At 70.9% G+C, this 21,538-nt stretch carries 17 protein-coding genes and 1 pseudogene; 6 read left to right on the top strand and 12 right to left on the bottom strand.

Annotated features, from left to right (window positions below):
* The first annotated feature begins 138 nt into the window (after positions 1–138).
* The gene (locus LN251_RS40685; protein WP_458249158.1) at positions 139–339 is read left to right on the top strand and encodes a DUF5999 family protein; all 201 of its coding nucleotides are present in this window, start codon (positions 139–141) and stop codon (positions 337–339) included.
* A gap of 17 nt (positions 340–356) precedes the next feature.
* Here LN251_RS40685 and LN251_RS40690 read toward each other — a convergent pair whose 3' ends face one another.
* The 9 genes and pseudogenes from LN251_RS40690 to LN251_RS40730 form a co-directional block, all read right to left on the bottom strand.
* Entirely contained in the window at positions 357–1,100 is a 744-nt protein-coding gene (locus tag LN251_RS40690) for a PIG-L deacetylase family protein (RefSeq protein WP_458249159.1), read from the bottom strand.
* A gap of 28 nt (positions 1,101–1,128) precedes the next feature.
* Complete coding sequence (locus LN251_RS40695) at positions 1,129–2,430, bottom strand: alpha/beta fold hydrolase (RefSeq protein ID WP_458249160.1); 1,302 nt, start codon at positions 2,428–2,430, stop codon at positions 1,129–1,131.
* 100 nt (positions 2,431–2,530) lie between these two features.
* On the bottom strand, positions 2,531–3,556 hold the full coding sequence (locus LN251_RS40700) for a LacI family DNA-binding transcriptional regulator (protein WP_458249161.1): 1,026 nt from the start codon (positions 3,554–3,556) through the stop codon (positions 2,531–2,533).
* A gap of 82 nt (positions 3,557–3,638) precedes the next feature.
* Positions 3,639–5,051, bottom strand: a complete 1,413-nt coding sequence (locus LN251_RS40705; RefSeq protein ID WP_458249162.1) for a BNR repeat-containing protein — start codon at positions 5,049–5,051, stop codon at positions 3,639–3,641.
* A gap of 72 nt (positions 5,052–5,123) precedes the next feature.
* Positions 5,124–5,444 (bottom strand): L-rhamnose mutarotase, encoded by a 321-nt coding sequence (locus LN251_RS40710; protein ID WP_458249163.1) that lies wholly within the window; start codon positions 5,442–5,444, stop codon positions 5,124–5,126.
* Positions 5,445–5,478: 34 nt separating this feature from the next.
* Positions 5,479–6,559 (bottom strand): annotated as a pseudogene (gene rhaS, locus LN251_RS40715) (rhamnose ABC transporter substrate-binding protein).
* Between the two features lie 29 nt (positions 6,560–6,588).
* Complete coding sequence (locus tag LN251_RS40720; protein ID WP_058921447.1) at positions 6,589–7,581, bottom strand: ABC transporter permease; 993 nt, start codon at positions 7,579–7,581, stop codon at positions 6,589–6,591.
* The gene (locus LN251_RS40725) at positions 7,574–8,614 is read right to left on the bottom strand and encodes an ABC transporter permease (protein WP_458249164.1); all 1,041 of its coding nucleotides are present in this window, start codon (positions 8,612–8,614) and stop codon (positions 7,574–7,576) included. Before LN251_RS40725 ends, LN251_RS40720 begins: the two co-directional genes overlap by 8 nt.
* A complete protein-coding gene (locus tag LN251_RS40730) occupies positions 8,611–10,128 on the bottom strand; it encodes a sugar ABC transporter ATP-binding protein (protein ID WP_458249165.1) in 1,518 nt (505 codons plus the stop codon). The genes LN251_RS40725 and LN251_RS40730 overlap by 4 nt, the downstream gene beginning before the upstream one ends.
* Before the next feature lie 283 nt (positions 10,129–10,411).
* Between LN251_RS40730 and rhaI (LN251_RS40735) the strand changes: the two genes are divergently transcribed.
* The gene (rhaI, locus tag LN251_RS40735; RefSeq protein WP_458249166.1) at positions 10,412–11,572 is read left to right on the top strand and encodes an L-rhamnose isomerase; all 1,161 of its coding nucleotides are present in this window, start codon (positions 10,412–10,414) and stop codon (positions 11,570–11,572) included.
* Positions 11,573–11,587: 15 nt separating this feature from the next.
* On the opposite strand, the gene LN251_RS40740 is transcribed toward rhaI (LN251_RS40735), so the two are convergent.
* The gene (locus tag LN251_RS40740) at positions 11,588–11,953 is read right to left on the bottom strand and encodes a YciI family protein (protein ID WP_362993928.1); all 366 of its coding nucleotides are present in this window, start codon (positions 11,951–11,953) and stop codon (positions 11,588–11,590) included.
* Entirely contained in the window at positions 11,950–12,813 is an 864-nt protein-coding gene (locus tag LN251_RS40745; RefSeq protein ID WP_458249167.1) for a LysR family transcriptional regulator, read from the bottom strand. The genes LN251_RS40740 and LN251_RS40745 overlap by 4 nt, the downstream gene beginning before the upstream one ends.
* 165 nt (positions 12,814–12,978) lie before the next feature.
* On the opposite strand from LN251_RS40745, the gene LN251_RS40750 reads away from it, so the two are divergent.
* Positions 12,979–13,854 (top strand): NmrA family NAD(P)-binding protein, encoded by an 876-nt coding sequence (locus LN251_RS40750; RefSeq protein WP_458249168.1) that lies wholly within the window; start codon positions 12,979–12,981, stop codon positions 13,852–13,854.
* Between the two features lie 18 nt (positions 13,855–13,872).
* Here LN251_RS40750 and LN251_RS40755 read toward each other — a convergent pair whose 3' ends face one another.
* Positions 13,873–16,506 carry a family 78 glycoside hydrolase catalytic domain gene (locus LN251_RS40755; RefSeq protein WP_458249169.1) on the bottom strand — a complete coding sequence of 878 codons (2,634 nt, stop codon included), beginning with the start codon at positions 16,504–16,506 and terminating at the stop codon, positions 13,873–13,875.
* Between the two features lie 278 nt (positions 16,507–16,784).
* Here LN251_RS40755 and rhaI (LN251_RS40760) point away from each other — a divergent pair, with 278 nt between their 5' ends.
* The 3 genes from rhaI (LN251_RS40760) to LN251_RS40770 are packed head-to-tail and all read left to right on the top strand — an operon-like array spanning position 16,785 to position 21,484.
* The gene (gene rhaI / locus LN251_RS40760; protein ID WP_458249170.1) at positions 16,785–17,945 is read left to right on the top strand and encodes an L-rhamnose isomerase; all 1,161 of its coding nucleotides are present in this window, start codon (positions 16,785–16,787) and stop codon (positions 17,943–17,945) included.
* Positions 17,946–17,999: 54 nt separating this feature from the next.
* Positions 18,000–20,039 carry a bifunctional aldolase/short-chain dehydrogenase gene (locus LN251_RS40765; protein WP_458249171.1) on the top strand — a complete coding sequence of 680 codons (2,040 nt, stop codon included), beginning with the start codon at positions 18,000–18,002 and terminating at the stop codon, positions 20,037–20,039.
* Positions 20,036–21,484, top strand: a complete 1,449-nt coding sequence (locus LN251_RS40770) for a rhamnulokinase (protein WP_458249172.1) — start codon at positions 20,036–20,038, stop codon at positions 21,482–21,484. Before LN251_RS40765 ends, LN251_RS40770 begins: the two co-directional genes overlap by 4 nt.
* The last annotated feature ends 54 nt before the right edge of the window (positions 21,485–21,538 follow it).

Raw genomic sequence — 21,538 nt, forward strand, 5'->3', positions numbered from 1 at the left:
CCCGGGCCCGTCGCGAGGGCACCTCACCGATGAGTTTCCGGCGGTGTGGGGGTCTCCTCATACAACCGAAAACAAGCTCGTGTACCACGGACACGAACCCCCTTCAGGCGGGAGCCGGACGGATCGAGGAGTCGGACCATGTGCAGCCACCAGCCACCCTGCCCCACCGCGGACAGCCCGCTCCATCACGGCGCCGCGATCGTGTCGTCCCATCCCGAACAGGGCTGGAGCCTGCTGTGCAACGGAACGATCGTGTTCGACGACACCGGTGAGCTGCTGCCGGACGGGCGGGTCGTCGACCCGCACCGCGTCCTCGGCCCGCTGGCCGTGGCGGCCTGACCCGCGCGCGGCGCGGGCTACCGGGCGAACACCTCGAACGCCACGGCCGGCCTGCCGCCGAACCGCTCCGCGAGCCGCTGGGCGTTCTCCGTCAGGAAGGCCCGGGCGTACGTCTCGGGGTCCTCGTCGGTCAACGCCTCGATGTAGGTGCGGTGTTCGAGCAGGGAGCGCACCGCCCGCTCCAGACCGGCCGTGGCGTCGACCGCGTGCGTGGGTGAGGCCGAACCGGCGACGGCGACCCAGCGGACGCCGTTCCAGGGCTCCAGTCCCCGCTCGGCGAGCTCGGGGAAGATCCACCGGTTCCCGGCGTCCGCGGCCGCGTCCAGCGTGGCCCGGCCGACGGCCACGTGATCCGGCGTGTTCCACGCGACGCCGCCCCAGGTGTCCCGGTGGTTGAGGGTGATCACCAGCTCGGGCCGGTGCCGGCGGATCGCCGCAGCGATGTCCCGGCGCAGGGCGACGCCGTACTCGACCACGCCGTCCCGGTGGTCGAGGAACTCCACCTCCGACACCCCCACCACCGCGGCGCTCGCCCGCTGTTCGCGTTCCCGCAGCGGCCCGCACTCGGCGGGCGCCAGTGTGTCGATGCCCGCCTCGCCGCGGGTCGCCAGCAGGTAGGCGACCTCGCGGCCCTCGTCGGTCCAGGTGGCGATCGCCGCCGAGCAGCCGTACTCGAGGTCGTCCGGGTGCGCCACGACGGCGAGCGCGCGCCGCCAGTCGCCGGGCAGGGGCGGGAGCTGGGTGATCTTCGGCTCGGTCATGGGCGCAGACTAGTGCGTGGTCACGGCCTCACACCTCGTCGTGGACGAGGGCGAGCAGCCGGTCCAGGACGCGCTGTCCGCCCGCGCGGACGCCGTCGTGCTCGAACTCGTCGGTCACCCAGGTGCGCAGGCCCCGGATCGTGCGGGCCGTCCGCAGGGCGTGGGCCGTGTCGACGTACATGTCGTCGTGGTAGACGGCGGCCGCGACCGGCACGTCGTTGGCGGCGAGCCGGGCGGGGTCGTAGAGGGGGCGCCAGTCCGTGCGCCGCGCGAGCAGGTCGGCCGTCTCGCGCAGGGGCCGCAGCGCCGGGTCGCAGTCGAACATCCAGGGGTGGATCGACTCGCCGGTGAACAGCAGTGGGCCGTCGCCGGCGAGCGCCTTGGCCGCGTCGAACTGCGGGAACTCGGCGCGCACGCGCTCGGCCGACCAGGCGGTGGGGCGCTCGTCCTGGGCGTAGCACGCCTCGTGGACGAGGGCGTACAGGGGGTGGCCGGCGTACGACAGCAGGCCCTGTACGTCCTCCTGGAAGGCGTCGGAGAGCTCCGCGCCGTGCGGGGTACGGACGAAGGCGTGCTCCAGGAGGTGATGGAGGCGGTGGGTGCCCTCGCCGCCGCCCAGGAGGATGCCGAGGGACTGGAAGGCCTCGGCGGTGAGCCGGTAGCCGTTCGGCAGGGTCACGTCGTGGGTGAGGAGGTGGTCGGCGATGCGGCGGGCGCGTTCGACGTCCTGCGGGTAGCGGGCGTAGTGCGCGGCGACCTTGCGCTCGATGCGGGGGTAGGCGGCGCGGTAGACGTCGTCGGCGTGCGCGTCGAGGGCGGGCAGGCCGCCGGTGATCAGGGCCGCGGTGAGGCCTTCGGGGGCGCGGGAGAGGTAGTTGACGGTGCAGAAGCCGCCGAAGCTCTGGCCGAGCACGGTCCAGGTGGCGCCGCCGGTGACCGCCGGGCGGATGGTCTCGCAGTCGCGGACGATGGAGTCGGCGCGGAAGTGGGTGAGGTAGTCGGCCTGTTCGGCGGGGCCGCCGCGCAGCGGCAGGGTCTGCCGGTTGGCGGGGGTGGAGTGGCCGGTGCCGCGCTGGTCGAGGAGGAGGACGCGGTACTCCTTCAGGGCACGGCCGAGCCAGGACGGCCTGCCGACGAACCTGTTGGCCCCGAAGCCGGGACCGCCCTGGAGATAGACCAGCCACGGCAGGTTCCGGTCCGCCTTCTCGCTCGCGACGACCTCACGGGCGTAGAGCTCGATCGTCTCCCCGGCCGGGTCGTCGTGGTCGAGGGGCACGGTGAAGCGGCGGTCGGCGAGGACGACGCCGGGCTGGCGGTACGTGGCGGTCAACGGGTCTCCCGGGACGGACGGTCTTCTGGCCGCGTCCCACTTCACCACATGACCGCGCCCGTGCCGACCTCCGGGATCATGAAATTTACTGAACGGTCGATCAGCGGGCGGAGAGACTGGAGCGCCGTACCACGAGTTCCGGCTGGAGCACGACCCGCCGGTGTTCGTGCCGGGTCGTGCCGGTCTCGGCCTCCGTCTCCTCCAGCAGCAGCTCCGCGGCCATGGCGCCCATGGTGACGGCGGGCTGCCGTACGGAGGTGAGCGGGACGGCCGCGGCGGCGGCGAACTCGATGTCGTCGTAGCCGACGATGGCGAGGTCGTCGGGGACCGTTATGCCGGCGGCGTACATGGCCTGCAGGACACCGAGGGCGAGCAGGTCGTTGGCGCAGAAGACGGCGGTGGGCCGGTCGGCCAGGCCCAGCAGGCGGGCGCCCGCGTCCCGGCCGGCGGCCACGTCGAGCCGCTCGGTGGGCAGCTCCCGCAGACAGTCCGGGCCGAGGCCGGCCTCGGCGAGGGCGTTCAGCGCGCCGATACGGCGGTCGCGGACCTGGTTGAGGCCGGGCGGGCCGCTGACGTACGCGATGGAGCGGTGCCCGGCGTCGACGAGGTGGCGCACGGCCAGGGCGCCGCCCGCCACGTCGTCGACGGACACCGAGCACTCGGTGGTGCCCTCGGCGACCCGGTCGACGAGGACGAAGGGGATGTTGTGCCGCCGGAACGTCTCGATGTTCCGGCCGGTCGCGTCGGCGGGGGTCAGCAGTACGCCCCGGACCCGCTGCTCGGCGAAGAGCGACAGGTACTCGGCCTCCTCGCCGGCGCTCTGCGCGCTGTTGCAGACCATCACGCCGAGCCCGGCGTCGCGGGCGGCGCGCTCGGCACCGCGGGCGACGTCGACGAAGAACGGGTTGCCCATGTCGAGGACGAGCAGCCCCATGATCCGGCTGCGGCCCGCGCGCAGCTGGCGCGCGGACTCGCTGCGGACGTAGCCGAGCCGGTCTATGGCGGACTGCACCCGTGCCCGGGTCTCCGTGGCGACCGTGTCCGGACGGTTGATCACGTTCGACACCGTGCCGACGGAGACTCCGGCGGCACGGGCGACGTCCTTGATACCCACCGACTGGGCCATCAGGCAGGGACCTCCAGTAGAACGCGGAGCGGCGGGAAGAGGACCTTCACATTACCGTCATCGCCCCGCACATCGGCGCCGGTCACGCGGGCAGTGCGAAGTCGACGACATGGAGTGCCGAGGGGGTCGTACCGCTCGACTTCTCCTGGTACATGAACGACAGGACGTTGTCGTACCCGACCCGCATCTCGTCGATGACGACCTCGCCGAAGGCGTTCAGCTCGCTGCCGTCGTGGAGCAGGGTCCAGTCGGTGTACCCGGAGGCCTTCGACGCGGCGGCGATCCGGCCGAAGGGGAAGACCGCGTAGGCGTTGTCGTACTTGTCCAGGACCAGCTTGGTGCGCTGGCTGGAGCCCAGGGGGACCGGGATCTCGGTCTTCTGCCAACCGCCCGAGGCGTTCTTGCGGACGTGGAAGGCGCGGCCGTCGGCGGTGCGGTCGGCGACGTAGTTCGTGGTGCACTGGCCGAAGCGGCCCGGGACATAGCTGATGATCGCGTGCGGGAGGCCGGTGGAGTCCGTCCACTGGCTCTCCTGGTTCATCAGGGAGTGGTCGGGGTTGAGGGAGTCGACGACCAGGCCGGATTCGGTGACGGCGACGGTGTCCGAGGTGCCGGTGGTGGCGACCAGAGTGCCGACGTCGTTGCGCCAGGTGCGGCCGCGGTCGGTCGAGTAGACGTAGCCGGTGTCGTGGTTGGTGATGCCACCGCTGTTGCACATCACCGCCGCGTTCTGCTCGCGCCAGGTGAAGAAGGAGTGCAGCCGTCCATTGACGTCATAGCCGATGCCGTGCAGGTACATGTTGCGGGCGGTGGAGGAGCCGTGCGAGCTGGTGTACGTGCCCGTGGAGGCGGACCACTCCCCCAGGGCTTTCCAGCTCGAACCGTCGTACTCGGCGAGGGCGTTGCGGCCGTTGCCGGAGATCCCGACCCGGTAGCTCAGCTGCAGCCTGCCCTCGGGGGTGGAGACGAACTGCGGGTAGGTGAACTGGGAGGTGAGGGCGAGGCCGTCCATGGACGTCTGGACGGCGCCGAACACGGACGAGGTCCAGGCCGTGGTGGCCGGGTTGTCCATCAGCCCGGCGACGGACTTCACGTAGAAGTAGCCGTCGCTGTGCGAGTCCATGTTCAGGTGCAGTCGGCCGTCGACCTTGGAGACGCCCATGGAGATGACGTTGTGCGAGTCGCTGGTCTTGAGGACGTGGGACAGCGTGACCGTCGACCAGCTGCCCGCGGTGAGCGCGCGACGGCCGACGACGGCGTTGCCGGTCGAGGTGTACCAGACGGCGTACTGATAGCCCTTGTACGTCAACAGGCCGTTCTTCTGGAACGAGTTGTTGTTGACCAGGCCGTCGTAGGAGACGAAGAAGACCGCCTGGGCGTCGAGTTGGGTGGTGCCCTTCTTGCTGACGGCGGGGCCGGGGTCGGCGGCCCGCGCGGTGCCCGGTGTTGCCACGGCCGCAAGTATGGCGGTGGCGAGCACGGTGCGTCTTCTCATGAGCGGCTCCAGCGGGGGTGGGGACGATCAGCGGGGGTGGGGACGATCAGCGGGGCGGTCGGCGGGTCGGGGTCAGGCGAGGTGGAACACCTCGGTGAGCGGTTTCATGGCCTCGTCGGGCCGGGCGCCGTCCAGCGACTCGAAGAACGGCCCCATCTCTTCCTGCCAGCGGGCGTTGACCTCGGTCGCCTCCATGCCGGCGAGCGCGGCGTCGAAGTTCTCGGTCTCCAGGTAGCCGACGAGCAGGCCGTCGTCGCGCAGGAAGAGGGAGTAGTTGTGCCAGCCGGTGGCGGAGAGCGCCTCGCGCATCTCCGGCCACACGGCGGCGTGGCGTTCGCGGTACTCGGCGATCCGGTCCTCGCGGACCTTGAGGAGGAAACAGACGCGCTGCATGGAAGTACCAGCTCCCGCAGGGGTGGTGAGGGGATCAGAAGTTGAACTGGTCGATGTTCTTGGCGGTGAACACGGTCGGCTTGCCGAGGGTGATCACGCCGTCCTTGCCGATGGTGTACGTGGTCGAGCCGGCCTTGAAGGTCTCGCCCTCCTTGCCGGTGATCTGACCGGAGGACAGCGCGACGGCTGTACGGGCGGCCAGGTCGCCGAGCTTGGCCGGGTCCCACAGCTCGAAGCCGTCGACGGTGCCGTTCTTGACGTACTTGCGCATGTCGTTGGGGGTGCCGAGGCCGGTCAGCTTGACCTTGCCCTTGTACTTGGAGCCGGACAGGTACTGGGCGGCGGCCTTGATGCCGACGGTGGTCGGGGAGATGATCCCCTTCAGGTTCGGGTACTGCTGGAGCAGCCCCTGGGTCTGCTGGAAGGAGGCCCTGGGCGTCGTCGTTGCCGTAGGCGATCTTCACCAGCTTGACGTTCTTGTACTTCGGGTCCTTCAGCTCGTCCTTCATGTACCCGATCCAGGTGTTCTGGTTCGTGGCGGTCTGGGCGGCGGACAGGATCGCGATCTCGCCCTTGTAGCCGATCTGCTGGGCGAGCAGCTGCACCTCGGTGCGGCCGAGGTCCTCGGCGGAGGCCTGGGAGACGAAGGCGTTGCGGCAGTCGGGCTTGGTGTCGGAGTCGTAGGTGACGACCTTGATGTCGTTCTTCATGGCCTGCTTCAGCGCGGTGCACAGGGCGCCCGGGTCCTGCGCGGACACGGCCATCGCGTTGACCTGCTGCTGGGTGAGCGTGTTGACGTAGGAGACCTGGCCGGCGGTGTCGGTGGCGCTGGAGGGGCCGACCTCCTTGTACTTGCTGCCGAGTTCGGTCAGCGCCTTCTCGCCGCCCTTGTCGGCGGAGGTGAAGTACGGGTTGTTGACCTGCTTGGGCAGGAAGCCGACGGTCAGGCCCTTCTTCAGCGCGGCGTTCGGGTCGGCCTTCGCGGTCGAGGCGGCGGAGGCGTTGTCGCTGCCGGAGTTGTTCTTGGTGGTGCCGCCGCAGGCGGTCAGCGCGAGGGCGAGCGAGGTGCCGGCGGCGAGGGCCGCGCAGGAACGACGGACGGATGACTTGCGCATGGTGGGGTTTCCTTTACGAGGGTGAGGAGTTACGACGTCGGAGTCGAGGCGGCGGCTCTGCGTCCCGCCCTCGCGACGGAGATTTGCCGTGCGACCCGGGGGCCGAGCACGGAGATGACGAGCAGAACGCCGGTGACGACGATCTGCGACTGGGCGGAGACGTTCAGCAGACTCATCACGTTCTGCAGCGCTCCGAGCAGGAAGACGCCCGCGATGGCGCCGCCGAGGGTGCCCCGGCCGCCGTCGAAGTCGATGCCGCCGAGCAGCACCGCGGCGACGACGGACAGTTCGAGCCCGGTGGCGTTGTCGTAGCGGGCGCTGGCGTAGTGCAGCGCCCAGAAGATCCCGGTGAGGGAGGCCATCAGGCCGGTCACCGTGAACAGGATCAGCTTGTGCCGCTTGACCCTGATCCCGGCGAACCGCGCCGCCTCCTCGCTCGCGCCGATCGCGAACAGCGACCGCCCGAACGGCGTGGCGTGCAGCACCACGACGGCGATGGCGAGCAGGACGAGGAAGGGCAGGAAAGCCTGCGGGAGGAAGGTGTTCCCGAGGCGTCCGGACGCGAAGTCCAGGTACTGGGTGGGGAAGTCGGTCACCGCGTCCGAGCCGAGCACGATCTGCGCGATGCCCCGGTAGGCGGCGAGGGTGCCGATGGTGACGGCGAGGGAGGGCAGTCCGAGCCGGGTCACCAGCAGGCCGTTGACGAGCCCGCAGACGACACCGAGCAGCAGGCACAGCGGGATGATCGTCTCGATCGCCATGCCGTCGTTCCACAGCTTGCCCATCACCGCGCCGGACAGGCCGGCGGTGGAGGCGACGGACAGGTCGATCTCACCGGCGACGACCAGCAGGGTCATCGGCAGGGCGATCAGCGCGATGGGCAGGGTGTTGCCGATCAGGAACGACAGATTGAGGGCGTTGCCGAACCCGTCGACGGTGCCGAACGACAGCAGGAGCAGCAGGATCAGCAGCGCGCCGACGACCGTGTCCCAGCGGACCGCGCGCGTGAGGGACTCAGGCATTGCGGGCGTTCCTCTTCTTCAGGGCGGAGGCCACGCGCAGCGCGACGATCCGGTCGACCGCGATGGCGAGGATGAGCAGGATGCCGTTGATGGCGAGCACCCAGACCGAGCTGACGCCGAGGGCGGGCAGCACGCTGTTGATGGAGGTCAGCAGCAGGGCGCCGAGCGCGGCCCCGTACACGCTGCCGGAGCCTCCCGTGAAGACCACGCCGCCGACCACGACCGCGCTGACCACGGTGAGTTCGTAGCCGGTGCCGGTCCCGGAGTCGACGTTGCCGAAGCGGGCCAGGTACATGGCACCGGCGAGGCCCGCGAGTCCGCCGCAGAAGGTGTAGGCGGCGAGGATCCGCTTGCGGACGGGAATGCCGGCGAGCCGGGCGGCCTCCGGGTTGGAGCCGAGCGCGTACAGCTCGCGCCCGCTGCCGAAGTGCTTGAGGTAGTACGCCGTCGCCACCAGCACCGCCAGCGCGATCAGCGCGAGGTACGGCACCGCGGAGATGCCTCCGGAGCCGAAGTCCACGAAGCCGCCGGGCAGGTCGGCCGCCGTGATCTGGCGGGAGCCGACCCAGATGGAGTCGATGCCGCGGATGATGTACAGCGTGCCGAGGGTGACGACGAGCGCGGGCACCTGGCCGAGGCTGACGAGCAGGCCGTTGAGCAGGCCGAACCCGACGCCCATCAGGACCGCCAGGAGGATGGCGATCACCGAACTGCCGCCGCCGTGCAGATAGTCACCGGCCGCGAAGGCGCAGATGCCGAGGGTCGAGCCGACGGACAGGTCGACGTTCCTCGTGATCACCACCAGGGACTGGCCGGTGGCGACCAGCACCAGGATGGTGGCGTTCAGCAGCAGGTCCTTGATGCCCTGCTCGGACAGGAACTCGCTGTTGCCGGCCTGGGTGATGCCGATCATCACCAGGAAGACGACCAGGATGGCGAGTTCGCGCATCTTGAAGACGCGGTCGACGAGCCGGGTGCCGCTGGACTTGGGCACCTCGGCGACGGGGGTCTCGTGGGAAGTGGTCACCGTCATGCGGCGGCCCTCCCGGTGGCTGCGGCCATCACGGTTTCCTCGGTGGCTTCGGCGCGTGGGATCTCGGCGGTGAGCCGGCCCTCGTGCATGACGAGCACGCGGTCGGCCATGCCGAGGATCTCGGGCAGGTCGGAGGAGATCATCAGAACGGCGACGCCGTCGGCGGCGAGCCGGCTGAGCAGACGGTGCACCTCGGCCTTGGTGCCGACGTCGATGCCCCGGGTGGGCTCGTCGACGATCAGTACCTTGGGGGCGGTGGCGAGCCACTTGGCCAGGACGACCTTCTGCTGGTTTCCGCCGGACAGGGTGGAGACGGCGTCGGCGATCCGGGCGTACTTCACCTGGAGCTTGACCGCCCAGTCCAGGGACCGGTCGCGTTCGGCGCCGCGGTCCATCAGGCCGGCCCGTACGGTCGTGCGGAGTCCGGTGAGGCCGATGTTGCGCTCGATGGACATGCCCATCACCAGGCCCTGGGCGCGCCGGTCCTCGGGGACGAGGGCGAGCCCGGCGGCCATCGCGGTCGACGGGGCGCCGTTGGTGAGCCTGCGGCCCTCGACCTCGACCTCGCCGGCATCCCAGCGGTCGATGCCGAAGACGGCCCGGGCCACCTCGGTGCGGCCGGCGCCGACGAGGCCGGCGAGGCCGACGATCTCGCCGTGCCGGACCTCGAAGGAGACGTCGGTGAAAACGCCCTCACGGGTCAACCGCCGGACACTCAGGGCGACTTGACCGGGCTCGACGTCCTGCTTGGGATACAGCTCCTCGAGGTCGCGTCCGACCATGCGCCGTACGAGGTCGTCCTCCGTCATGCCTTCGACCGGCTCGCTGGCGATCCAGGCGCCGTCGCGCAGGGTGGTGACCCGCTGGCAGATCTCGAAGATCTCCTCCAGCCGGTGGGAGATGAACAGCACGGCGGCGCCCTGCTCGCGCAGAGTGCGCACGACACCGAAGAGCCGGGCCACCTCGCTGCCGGTCAGGGCGGCCGTCGGCTCGTCCATGATCAGGACGCGGGCGTCGAAGGAGAGCGCCTTGGCGATCTCCACGATCTGCTGGTCGGCGATGGACAGGCCGCGCGCCGGGCGGTCGGGGTCGAGTTCGACGCCGAGCCGCTTCATCAGCCGCAGCGTCGCGGTGTGCGTGGCCTTGTGGTCGATCCGGCCCAGCGCACGCCGGGGCTGGCGGCCCATGAAGATGTTCTCGGCGATCGAAAGGTCGGGGAAGAGCGTGGGCTCCTGGTAGATGACGGCGATGCCCGCGTCGCGAGCGTCACCGGGTCCGTGAAAGACGACGGGCTGACCGTCGAGCAGCACCCGGCCGGCGTCCGGCCGGTGGACGCCGGCGAGCGTCTTGATCAGGGTCGACTTGCCCGCGCCGTTCTCTCCGGCGAGGGCGTGCACCTCTCCGGGGAACAGCTCCAGGGACACGTCCCGCAGGGCACGCACGGCCCCGAAGGACTTCGAGATGTCCTCGAGCGCCAGCACCGGGGCCGGACCCGTGTCGGACGGGTGGGTCATGAGGGGCTCCTCGACGACGCCCGGGAAGCACCTCGCGACGTCGTGAAAGGTTTCAACTTGGTTGCCGGGACGTTAGGCGCGTACGCCATGTCACGTCAATGGGTGAGCCCCGAAAAAATTTCGAGAGCCCTCCGAGAGCCAAAGGTCACGGTGAGGCTACGGGCAACAGAGTGCGCCCGAACGCTTGACACTCCTACGGAGCGTTCTAAGCTTCGCTTCCTGAATCGATTCATCCGGAAGCCGTACGGACGCCATTCCGGCCCGACGTCACAGGAGCCCTGAAGTGACCGAGCTCGCCGCGGTGAAGACCGCGCTGAAGACCCAGGCAGTCGAGACGCCGTCGTGGGCGTACGGGAACTCGGGGACCCGGTTCAAGGTGTTCGCCCAGCAGGGAGTCCCCCGCACCCCCCAGGAGAAGCTGGCCGACGCGGCCCAGGTGCACGCCGTCACGGGTGTGGCGCCGACGGTGGCTTTGCACATCCCGTGGGACAAGGTGGACGACTACGCCGCGTTGGCGAAGTTCGCCCAGGACCACGGTGTGAAGCTGGGGGCGATCAACTCCAACACCTTCCAGGACGACGCCTACAAGCTCGGCAGCATCTGCCACCCGGACGCCGCCGTGCGCCGCAAGGCACTGGATCACCTGCTGGAATGCGTCGACATCATGGACGCCACCGGATCACGGGATCTCAAGCTGTGGTTCGCCGACGGCACGAACTACCCCGGCCAGGACGACATCCACGCCCGCCAGGACCGCCTCGCCGAAGGCCTGACCGAGGTCTACGCACGCCTCGGCGACGAACAGCGGATGCTGCTGGAGTACAAGTTCTTCGAGCCCGCCTTCTACACCACCGACGTCCCGGACTGGGGCACCGCCTACGCCCACTGCCTCAAGCTGGGCGAGAAGGCCCAGGTCGTCGTCGACACCGGACACCACGCACCCGGGACGAACATCGAGTTCATCGTCGCCACCCTGCTGCGCGAGAACAAGCTCGGCGGGTTCGACTTCAACTCCCGCTTCTACGCCGACGACGACCTCATGGTCGGCGCCGCCGACCCCTTCCAGCTCTTCCGCATCATGTACGAAGTCGTCCGCGGCGGCGGCCTCTCCTCCGACGTCGCCTTCATGCTCGACCAGTGCCACAACATCGAAACCAAGATCCCCGCCATCATCCGCTCCGTGATGAACGTCCAGGAAGCCACCGCGAAAGCGCTCCTCGTCGACCGCGACGCGCTCGCCACCGCCCAGCGCGAAGGCGATGTGCTGGCCGCCAACGCCGTCGTCATGGACGCCTACAACACCGACGTCCGCCCCCTCCTCGCCGACATCCGCACCGAGATGGGCCTCGACCCCGACCCCATCGCCGCCTACCACCGCTCCGGATGGGCGGAGAAGATCGTCGAGGAGCGGGTCGGAGGGCAGCAGGCCGGCTGGGGTGCCTGAGGCAGGCCCGGCAGGTCAGTCCTCGCCCATGCCGAACGAGTCGTGGACAGGCCGCACCTCGACGGCGACGACATGGAAGTCGAGGACGCGCCCGGCGATCTCCCGCGCCCGCTCCGGGGTGGCGCACTCGACCACGTAGTAGGCGGTGAGCTGTTCGGTCGCTCCGGTGAGCGGGCCGCTCGTCCCGGTCGCGGCTTCTTCGCCGTACCGGAGGGTGGTCGTGTCGCGCGGGTAGGCCAGTCCGGCGCCGTTCAGCATCTCGCCGGTGCCCCGCAGGTCCTCGTGGAGGGCCTCGTGCCGCTGGAAGACGTCCGCGCGTTCCGCGGGCGTCATGGCCTCGGTCGCCGCCGGGTCGGCGTACATGAGGATCATGTACTTCATGCCGCCGCCTCCGAGCACTGGGCCACCGAGGTGGCCGCTCGGACGAGTGCCGCCGTGGCCGTCGAGCGGGACTGCTGGGGCCAGGCGATGCAGAGGGTGGCCGGTGGGGCGTCCGGGACGTTGCGATAGAGGACGCCCGGGCGCGGATAGCGGCTCGTGACCGACTCCGGGAGCAGGGTCACCAGCTTGCCGAGTTCCACGAGCGCGAGGAGCTGGGCGAGGTCCGCGATCGAGTGCCGCTCCATCATCATGTCCAGGTAACGGCACAGGCCGTGCGAGTCGCCGGGTACGACGCCGGGCAGGGCGAGGTCGGCGAGGGTGATGTCGTCCCGGTCCGCGAGTGGGTGGGTGACGGGGAGAGCGGCGAGGCGGGGTTCGACGGTCACCACTTCGGCGTCCAGGCCCGTCTGGTCGAAGGGGCCGTACAGGAGCGCCGCGTCCGCCTCGCCCTCGCGCAGCAGTCTGACCTGCTCGCCCCAGCCGGAGAGGCGGACCGTGACGGGCCGGGCCTCCGGCTCGGCGGCGAAGCGGGCCAGCAAGGGTTCCAGCAGACCCGCGTCACCGTCGGCCTTGACCGCCAGGACGAGCTTGGGGCTCGGGTCGGCCGCACGCTGGGCGCGCCGGCCGGCCGCCTGGAGGGCGTCCAGGGCGATCCGGGCCTCCGAGAGGAGGACGGTGCCGGACGGGGTGAGGGCGACGCTGTGGGTGGTGCGCTCGAAGAGGGTGATACCGAGGTCCGCCTCGAGCTTGCGGATGGCGCGGGACAGGGGCGGGGCGGAGATGCCCAGCCGTTCGGCCGCGCGGGCGAAGTTGAGTTCCTCCGCCACGGCGACGAAGTAGCGCAGTGACCGGGACTCCATGGCCTGGCACCTCCGTTCGGTGTTACCCGGAGGGTAACAAGCGGGACCCGGCCGATCCTTCCCCGCGGGCGCGTCCGGGCACAGGATCGAGGTGCGCGGCCCCCGATGCCGGCCCAGGTGACGGGCGTGCACCGCGTTTCCCGCGAACCCTTTTGGAGCTTCCCCATGTTTGTCATCACCACGCCCACCGGTCAGATCGGCGGACAGGTCGTCGACCGGGTCCTGGACGCCGGGCACCCCGTCCGCCTGATCGCGCGGGATCCCGGCCGGCTCTCCCCCGAGGTGCGCGAGCGGGTCGAGGTCGTCCAGGGCTCGCACACCGACCCGGGTGTCCTCATGGCGGCCTTCACCGGCGCGGAGGCCGTGTTCTGGGTGATCCCGCCGGACCACCGCACGGAGGACCTCGAGCGCCACTACCTGGACCCGACACGGTCGGCGTGCGAGGCGATCGTCGCGAACGGCGTCGACCGGGTCGTCAGCGTGTCGACCATGGGCCGCGGCATCGAGAAGAACGCCGGGCACCTGTCGGCCGCGCGCGCCGCCGAGGAACTGATCGCCGCCACGGGCGTGAAGTCCCGGGCGCTCAGGCCTCCGTTCTTCATGGAGAACCTGCTCCGCCAAGTCGACGCGATCAAGAGCCGGGGCACCTTCTTCCTGCCGAGCGACCGGGACCGCACCCTCGCGCTCGTCGCCACCCGCGACATCGCCGCACGAGGCGCCGAGCTGCTGCTGGACGCCTCGTGGAGCGGACAGGGCGGTGTACCCGTGGTCAGCCCCGACTCCCTCACGCCCGACGGCATGGCGGCGGTCCTCAGCGACGTGCTGGAGCGGGCGGTCCGGTACCAGCAGCTTCCCCTCGACGCGTACAAGTCGATGATGCTCGACAACGGGGCGAGCGAGGCCTCGGCCCAGGGTGTGGCCGACATGGCCGTCGCCCAGAACGAGGGGGCCTACGACGAGGAGCACCGCACCGCGCGACCGAGCCCGACCGGCTTCCGCCAGTGGTGCGAGGAGGTGCTGAGGCCGGCGCTCCTCGCCTGAGCACCGCCGACGGCACGGTCACTCCGGGGCGGAGAACGGATGCCGGATCGCCGGCGGCGGCCAGGCTGGTGCGGTGTACGGCCGTCGGAAGGTGCGTCGGCCCGAGCCGACCTCGAACGGCTCGTCCTCGCCGGGGAGGCGGATCTCGGCGCGCGTATTGGGCGGCACCAGAACCTCGATCACCAGGGTGTCCTCCTCGATCCGCCAGCCCGTCTCGGCCCGCCCGTACGGCGTCTCGTGCGCCGCCCGCGCGTAGGTGAGGCCGCCGCCGGGCACGGGGGCGATCCGCAGCCGGCGCCAGCCGGGTTCGGCGGCCTCCAGGCCGGCGACCGTGCGGTGGAGCCAGTCGGCGACGGCACCGAGGGCGTAGTGGTTGAAGGAGGTCATCTCGCCCGGGTTGATGCTGCCGTCGGGCAGCATCGAGCCCCAGCGTTCCCACACGGTGGTGGCCCCCATCGTCACCGGGTACAGCCAGGACGGGCAGCCCTCCTCCAGCAGCATCCGGTACGCCAACTGCGGCTCCCCGCCCGCGCACAACGCGTCGCAGATCAGCGGCGTGCCGGCGAATCCGGTGGCGATGCGGAAGCCGGCCTTGCGCACGATGAACGCCAACCGCTCGGCTGCTCCCCGCCGTTGGCGTTCCGTGGGCAGCAGGGCGAAGCACAGCGCCAGCGCGTACGCCGTCTGGGCGTCACTGGCGAGCCGTCCGGCCGGGGTGACGAACTCCTCGGTGAACGCCGCCCGTACGGACCGTGCGAGCTCCTCGTAGCGCACGGCGTCGTCCTTCTCCCCGAGCAGCCGTGCCGTCTCGGCGAGGACGTCGGCCGAGCGGGCGACGTAGGCGTTGGCGACGAGGTCGCCGTCGGTGCGGGCGGCCCCCGGGTCCTCGGGCGGCGCCGCCGGGTCCAGCCAGTCGCCGAGCTGGAAGTCCTGCCGCCACAGGCCGCCGCCCTCCTCGGTGAGCCGGGCCGCCACCTCCATCCAGGCGCGCATGCTCGGATACTGGGCGCGCAGCACCCCGAGGTCGCCGAAACGCCGGTACAGCGTCCACGGCAGCAGCACCGCCACGTCGGCCCACACGGCGTGCGGGGTGCCGCCGAAGTCGAACGGCAGGACGTCGGGCACGACCAGCGGCGGGATCCGGTCGGCCCGGGCGAGCTGTTCGGCGGCGAGGTCGCGCAGCCAGCCGCCGAGCATGCCGGAGCAGTCGTACAGGAACGACGCGGTGGGGCCGAAGACCTGGATGTCGCCGGTCCAGCCGAGGCGTTCGTCGCGCTGCGGGCAGTCGGTGGGCACGTCCAGGAAGTTGCCGCGCATTCCCTGGACGACGTTCTCGTGGAGCCGGTCGACCAGGTCGTGCGAGCACGCGAACCAGCCGGTGCGCGCCATGTCGGTGTGCAGGACCACGGCTTCGACGGCGGCCGGGTCGAACTCGCCCGGCCAGCCCTCGACTTCGGCGTACCGGAAGCCGTGGAAGGTGAAACGGGGTTCGTACGTCTCCACGCCCGTGCCGGCGAGCGTGTACGTGTCGGTGGCGGCGGCGTGCCGCAGGGGCCGGACGCCGAGTTCGCCGTGTTCCAGCACTTCGGCGTGGCGCAGGGTGACCGTGTGCCCGGCCGGGCCCGACACGCGGATGCGCAGGCGTCCGACGAGGTTCTGGCCGAAGTCGAGGACGGTCCTGCCGGACGGTGTGGTGATCACGTCGAGCGGAGCGACGGTCTGGGTGCGGCGCACGGGAGGGCCCATCGGCGCCACCAACTCGGCTTCGGGGAGAGGAAGTTCGGTGACGGATGTCCAGTCGGCGAGATCGTGGCCGGGTGCGGACCACCCGGGGCGCACGAGCCGGGCGTCGTAGACCTCGCCGTCGTAGATCTCCGAGCGCAGGACGGCCCCGGTCGTGGCGCGCCATGTCGCGTCGGTGGCGACGGTGGTGACGGTTCCGTCGGGGTGGGTGACCTCCAGTTGGGCGAGGAGGGCGCGCCGGTCGCCGAAGAGGTTGCGGCGGCCGCCGCCGAAGCCGAGCCGGCCGGTGTACCAGCCCTCGCCGAGCAGCGCGCCGATCGCGTTGTCGCCCTCGCGCAAGAGTGAGGTGACGTCGAAGGTCTGGTAGCGCAGGCGGTGGTGGTACGAGGTCCAGCCGGGGGCGAGGACATGGTCGCCGACGGTACTGCCGTTGATCTCGGCCTCGTAGACGCCGTACGCGGTGATGTACAGCCGTGCCGACGCGACCGCCTTGCGGAGGGAGAAGGTGCGGTGCAGCAGCGCCACCGGGAGGGGGACGTCGGACGCGTCGCGTTCGGGGGTGACGGGGCGGGCGGTCCAGTCGGACCGGTCGAGCAGTCCCGTCTCGGCCCGCGTGAGCGGGGACCAGCCGGACGCCTCCGCACCCTCGCCCCACACCTGGACCCGTACCCCGACCCGGCTGCGGGAGCCGAGCCGCGGGCCCGGCCAGTCCACCAGCACAGAGTCGGAGCCCTCGATGCGCCCGGTGTCGGTGAGGACCGTGCCGTCGGCATCGGTGATCTCGACGCGGTAGGCCCGCTGCGTCCAGTCCGGCGCGTCGGTCTCGGTGCGCCAGCTCAGGCGGGGCCGGGACTCGCCGATGCCGACGGGCTCGCGGTGGTGTTCGAGAACAGGGGCCGTGACCCTCATCGGACGGTCTCCTTCTCCCGGACGGCGGTGATACGGCGGGCCGTCCCCGGACATTCGGTGATGGCACGTGGGTGATGGCACGTGTCACTGATATCGAGAGGTTGCGTGAAACGTTTCACGCATCGTGAAGGTGACACGGCCGTCAGTCAAGGGTTCCGACGGGCGAAAGCTTTCCGTCTCACGATGCCGACTCGGCAGGTTCGCCCCGACACCTTGACGTCGTCGCGAACCTGCGGCTACTTTCCCTGAAACGATTCAAACAGTGTGCAGAGGTGGTCATGCCAGACCTGTCCGCCGCGAAGGCAGCGCTCGCGGCCCAGCGGATCGAAACCCCGTCGTGGGCCTACGGCAACTCCGGGACCCGGTTCAAGGTGTTCGCCCAGCCCGGGGTTCCCCGCGACCCCTGGGAGAAGCTCGCGGACGCGGCGAAGGTGCACGAATTCACGGGTGTGGCGCCGACGGTGGCTTTGCACATCCCGTGGGACAAGGTGGACGACTACGCCGCGTTGGCGAAGTTCGCTCAGGACCACGGTGTGAAGCTGGGGACGATCAACTCCAACACCTTCCAGGACGACGCCTACAAGCTCGGCAGCATCTGCCACCCGGACGCCGCCGTGCGCCGCAAGGCCGTCGACCACCTGCTGGAATGCGTCGACATCATGGACGCCACCGGATCACGGGATCTCAAGCTGTGGTTCGCCGACGGCACGAACTACCCCGGCCAGGACGACATCCACGCCCGCCAGGACCGCCTCGCCGAAGGCCTGACCGAGGTCTACGCACGCCTCAGCGACGAACAGCGGATGCTGCTGGAGTACAAGTTCTTCGAGCCCGCCTTCTACACCACCGACGTCCCGGACTGGGGCACCGCCTATGCGCACTGCCTGAAGCTGGGCGAGAAGGCCCAGGTCGTCGTCGACACCGGACACCACGCACCCGGGACGAACATCGAGTTCATCGTCGCCACCCTGCTGCGCGAGAACAAGCTCGGCGGGTTCGACTTCAACTCCCGCTTCTACGCCGACGACGACCTCATGGTCGGCGCCGCCGACCCCTTCCAGCTCTTCCGCATCATGTACGAAGTCGTCCGCGGCGGCGGCCTCTCCTCCGACGTCGCCTTCATGCTCGACCAGTGCCACAACATCGAAACCAAGATCCCCGCCATCATCCGCTCCGTGATGAACGTCCAGGAAGCCACCGCGAAAGCGCTCCTCGTCGACCGCGACGCGCTCGCCACCGCCCAGCGCGAAGGCGATGTCCTGGCCGCCAACGCCGTCGTCATGGACGCCTACAACACCGACGTCCGCCCCCTCCTCGCCGACATCCGCACCGAGATGGGCCTCGACCCCGACCCCATCGCCGCCTACCACCGCTCCGGATGGCCGCAGCGCATCACCGCCGAGCGTGTCGGCGGCACCCAAGCCGGCTGGGGCGCCTGACCCCGCCTCGCGTACACCCGCACCGTCCCGACGACGCAAGGAAGAGACCCGCTCATGGCACCGCACCCCGAAGCCGCCGCCCTCCTGGCCCGCTCCCACCGGCTCGGCTCCGATCCCCGCAACACCAACTACGCCGGCGGCAACGCCTCCGCCAAGGGCACCGACACCGACCCCGTGACCGGCGGTGACGTCGAGCTGATGTGGGTCAAGGGGTCCGGTGGCGACCTCGGCACGCTCACCGAGGCCGGACTGGCTGTCCTGCGGCTGGACCGGCTGCGGGCGCTGAAGGGCGTCTATCCGGGCGTGCAGCGCGAGGATGAGATGGTCGCCGCGTTCGACTACTGCCTGCACGGCAAGGGCGGTGCCGCCCCGTCCATCGACACGGCCATGCACGGGCTCGTGGAGGCCGCGCACGTCGACCATCTGCACCCCGACTCCGGGATCGCGCTCGCCTGCGCCGCCGACGGGGAGAAGCTGACCGCCGAGTGCTTCGGCGACACGGTGGTGTGGGTGCCGTGGCGGCGGCCCGGTTTCCAGCTGGGGCTGGACATCGCCGCGGTCAAGGAGGCCAACCCGCAGGCCATCGGCTGCGTCCTGGGCGGGCACGGGATCACGGCGTGGGGCGACACCTCGGAGGAGTGCGAGCGCAACTCGCTGCACATCATCCGGACCGCCGAGGCGTTCCTCGCGGACAGGGGCAGGTCGGAACCCTTCGGCCCGGTGATCGACGGGTACGCGGCGCTGGAGCCCGCGGAGCGTCGCGAGCGGGCGGCGGCTCTCGCGCCGTACGTCCGGGCCGTCGCCTCCCAGGACAAGCCGCAGGTCGGGCACTTCGACGACTCCGAGGCCGTGCTGGAGTTCCTGGCGCGCGCCGAGCACCCGCGGCTGGCCGCCCTCGGCACCTCATGCCCGGACCACTTCCTGCGGACCAAGGTGCGCCCGCTCGTCCTCGACGTGCCGCCGGGTGCCCCGCTGGAGGAGGCCGTCGCCCGGCTGAAGGAGCTGCACGCCGAGTACCGCGAGGAGTACGCGGCCTACTACCGGCGGCACGCCCTGCCCGACTCCCCCGCCATGCGCGGCGCGGACCCGGCGATCGTGCTGGTCCCGGGTGTCGGCATGTTCTCCTTCGGCAAGGACAAGCAGACGGCCCGGGTGGCCGGGGCGTTCTACGTCAACGCCATCAACGTGATGCGCGGTGCCGAGGCCGTGTCGACGTACGCGCCGATCGAGGAGTCCGAGAAGTTCCGCATCGAGTACTGGGCGCTGGAGGAGGCCAAGCTGCAGCGGATGCCCGCGCCGAAGCCGCTGGCGACGCGGGTGGCGCTGGTGACGGGTGCGGGCAGCGGCATCGGGAAGGCGATCGCGCAGCGGCTGGTCGCCGAGGGTGCCTGTGTGGTGGTCGCGGACCTGAACGTGGACAACGCCGCCCAGGTGGCGGAGGAGTTGGGCGGGCCGGACAAGGCCGTCGCCGTGGGTGTCGACGTGACGTCCGAGGAGCAGATCGCCGAGGCGTTCAAGGCGGCCGTCCTCGCCTTCGGCGGGGTCGACCTGGTGGTCAACAACGCCGGTATCTCCATCTCCAAGCCGCTGCTGGAGACGTCGGCGAAGGACTGGGACCTGCAGCACGACATCATGGCCCGCGGTTCCTTCCTGGTCTCGCGGGAGGCGGCCCGGGTGATGACCGCGCAGGAGCTGGGCGGCGACATCGTCTACATCGCCTCCAAGAACGCCGTGTTCGCCGGCCCCAACAACATCGCCTACTCCGCCACCAAGGCCGACCAGGCTCATCAAGTACGGTTGCTTGCTGCCGAGTTGGGTGAGCACGGCATCCGCGTCAACGGGGTCAACCCGGACGGTGTGGTGCGCGGTTCCGGGATCTTCGCGGGCGGCTGGGGCGCGCAGCGCGCGGCCGTGTACGGGGTGCCGGAGGAGAAGCTGGGCGAGTTCTACGCGCAGCGGACCATCCTCAAGCGCGAGGTGCTGCCCGAGCATGTGGCCAACGCCGTGTTCGCCCTGACCGGCGGGGAGTTGACGCACACCACCGGGCTGCACGTCCCGGTCGACGCCGGCGTCGCGGCCGCCTTCCTGCGGTGAGCGCCCTCGTGAAGTCGTACGCCGCGGTCGACCTCGGCGCGTCCAGCGGACGTGTCATGGTCGGCCGCGTCGGCCCCGACACCCTGGAGCTCACCGAGGCGCACCGGTTCGTGAACCGGCCGGTGCGCGTTCCGGAGGGCCTGCGCTGGGACGTCCTCGCTCTGTACGGGGGTGTGCTGGACGGCCTGCGGGCGGCCGGGCAGGTCGACTCGGTCGGCGTCGACAGCTGGGCGGTGGACTACGGGCTGCTCGACGCCGACGGTGCGCTGCTCGGCAACCCCGTGCACTACCGGGACTCCCGCACCGAGGGCGTCGCGGAGAAGGTGTGGGCGACCGTGCCCGCCGAGGAGCTGTACGCGGCGACCGGCCTGCAGTACGCGCCCTTCAACACGCTGTACCAGTTGGTCGCCGCCCGTAATTCAGCCCAACTGCGTGCCGCTCAGCGGCTGTTGCTGATCCCCGATCTGCTCTCGTACTGGCTGACGGGCGAGCAGGGCACCGAGCTGACCAACGCCTCGACGACCCAGCTGATCGACCCGCGCACCCGCACGTGGTCGCACGAGATCGCCTCCCGGCTGGGCGTCGACCTCGGCCTGTTCGCGCCGCTGCGCCCGCCGGGCGATCCGGCGGGGGTGCTGCGGCCGGAGGTGCTGGAGGAGACGGGGTTGCGCGGGCCGGTGCCGGTGACGGCGGTCGGGTCGCACGACACGGCGTCCGCCGTGGCCGCCGTGCCGGCCGACGGCGAGCGGTTCGCGTACATCTGCACCGGGACCTGGTCGCTGGCGGGTCTGGAGCTGGACGCGCCGGTGCTGAGCGAGGAGAGCCGGACCGCCAACTTCACCAACGAGCTGGGGCTGGACGGCACGGTCCGCTACCTGCGCAACATCATGGGGCTGTGGCTGCTCCAGGAGTGCCTGCGGGCCTGGGGCGAGCCGGAGTTGAGCACCCTGCTGCTGGAGGCGGCGAAGGTGCCGGCGCTGCGGTCGGTGGTGGACGCGGGCGACGCGGCGTTCCTGGCACCGGGCCGGATGCCGGAGCGGATCGCCGACGCGTGCCGCGCCTCCGGGCAGCCGGTGCCCGGGACGCCCGCCGAGATCACCCGCTGCATCCTCGACTCGCTCGCCCTCGCGCACCGCAGGGCCGTCGAGGACGCCCAGCGGCTGGCCGGTCACCCCGTGGACGTCGTGCACGTGGTGGGCGGCGGCACCCGCAACGCCCTGCTGTGCCAGCTGACCGCCGACGCGTGCGGGCTGCCCGTGGTGGCGGGCCCGACCGAGGCCGCCGCGTTCGGCAACGTGCTGGTCCAGGCCCGGGCGCACGGGCTGGTGGGCGACCTGGCGAGCGGGCGGCGCCTGCTCGCCCGTACCCAGCCGCTCACCCGCTACGAGCCGCGGGGCGACACCGCGCGCTGGCGGGAGGCCCAGGACCGGCTCGCCGGGGGGTGAGCCGGGTCTCCCGCGGACCCCACACCCCGGTCTACCCTTCACTCATCCGATGAT

Source organism: Streptomyces sp. MAI_2237 (assembly GCF_054189285.1).

Coding starts and splice junctions, on each gene's coding strand:
- LN251_RS40685 (WP_458249158.1), top strand. CDS start 139: ATGTGCAGCCACCAGCCACCCTGCCCCACCGCGGACAGCCCGCTCCAT.
- LN251_RS40690 (WP_458249159.1), bottom strand. CDS start 1,100: ATGACCGAGCCGAAGATCACCCAGCTCCCGCCCCTGCCCGGCGACTGG.
- LN251_RS40700 (WP_458249161.1), bottom strand. CDS start 3,556: ATGGCCCAGTCGGTGGGTATCAAGGACGTCGCCCGTGCCGCCGGAGTC.
- LN251_RS40705 (WP_458249162.1), bottom strand. CDS start 5,051: ATGAGAAGACGCACCGTGCTCGCCACCGCCATACTTGCGGCCGTGGCA.
- LN251_RS40710 (WP_458249163.1), bottom strand. CDS start 5,444: ATGCAGCGCGTCTGTTTCCTCCTCAAGGTCCGCGAGGACCGGATCGCC.
- LN251_RS40720 (WP_058921447.1), bottom strand. CDS start 7,581: ATGCCTGAGTCCCTCACGCGCGCGGTCCGCTGGGACACGGTCGTCGGC.
- LN251_RS40725 (WP_458249164.1), bottom strand. CDS start 8,614: ATGACGGTGACCACTTCCCACGAGACCCCCGTCGCCGAGGTGCCCAAG.
- LN251_RS40730 (WP_458249165.1), bottom strand. CDS start 10,128: ATGACCCACCCGTCCGACACGGGTCCGGCCCCGGTGCTGGCGCTCGAG.
- LN251_RS40740 (WP_362993928.1), bottom strand. CDS start 11,953: ATGAAGTACATGATCCTCATGTACGCCGACCCGGCGGCGACCGAGGCC.
- LN251_RS40745 (WP_458249167.1), bottom strand. CDS start 12,813: ATGGAGTCCCGGTCACTGCGCTACTTCGTCGCCGTGGCGGAGGAACTC.
- LN251_RS40750 (WP_458249168.1), top strand. CDS start 12,979: ATGTTTGTCATCACCACGCCCACCGGTCAGATCGGCGGACAGGTCGTC.
- LN251_RS40755 (WP_458249169.1), bottom strand. CDS start 16,506: ATGAGGGTCACGGCCCCTGTTCTCGAACACCACCGCGAGCCCGTCGGC.
- rhaI (WP_458249170.1), top strand. CDS start 16,785: ATGCCAGACCTGTCCGCCGCGAAGGCAGCGCTCGCGGCCCAGCGGATC.
- LN251_RS40765 (WP_458249171.1), top strand. CDS start 18,000: ATGGCACCGCACCCCGAAGCCGCCGCCCTCCTGGCCCGCTCCCACCGG.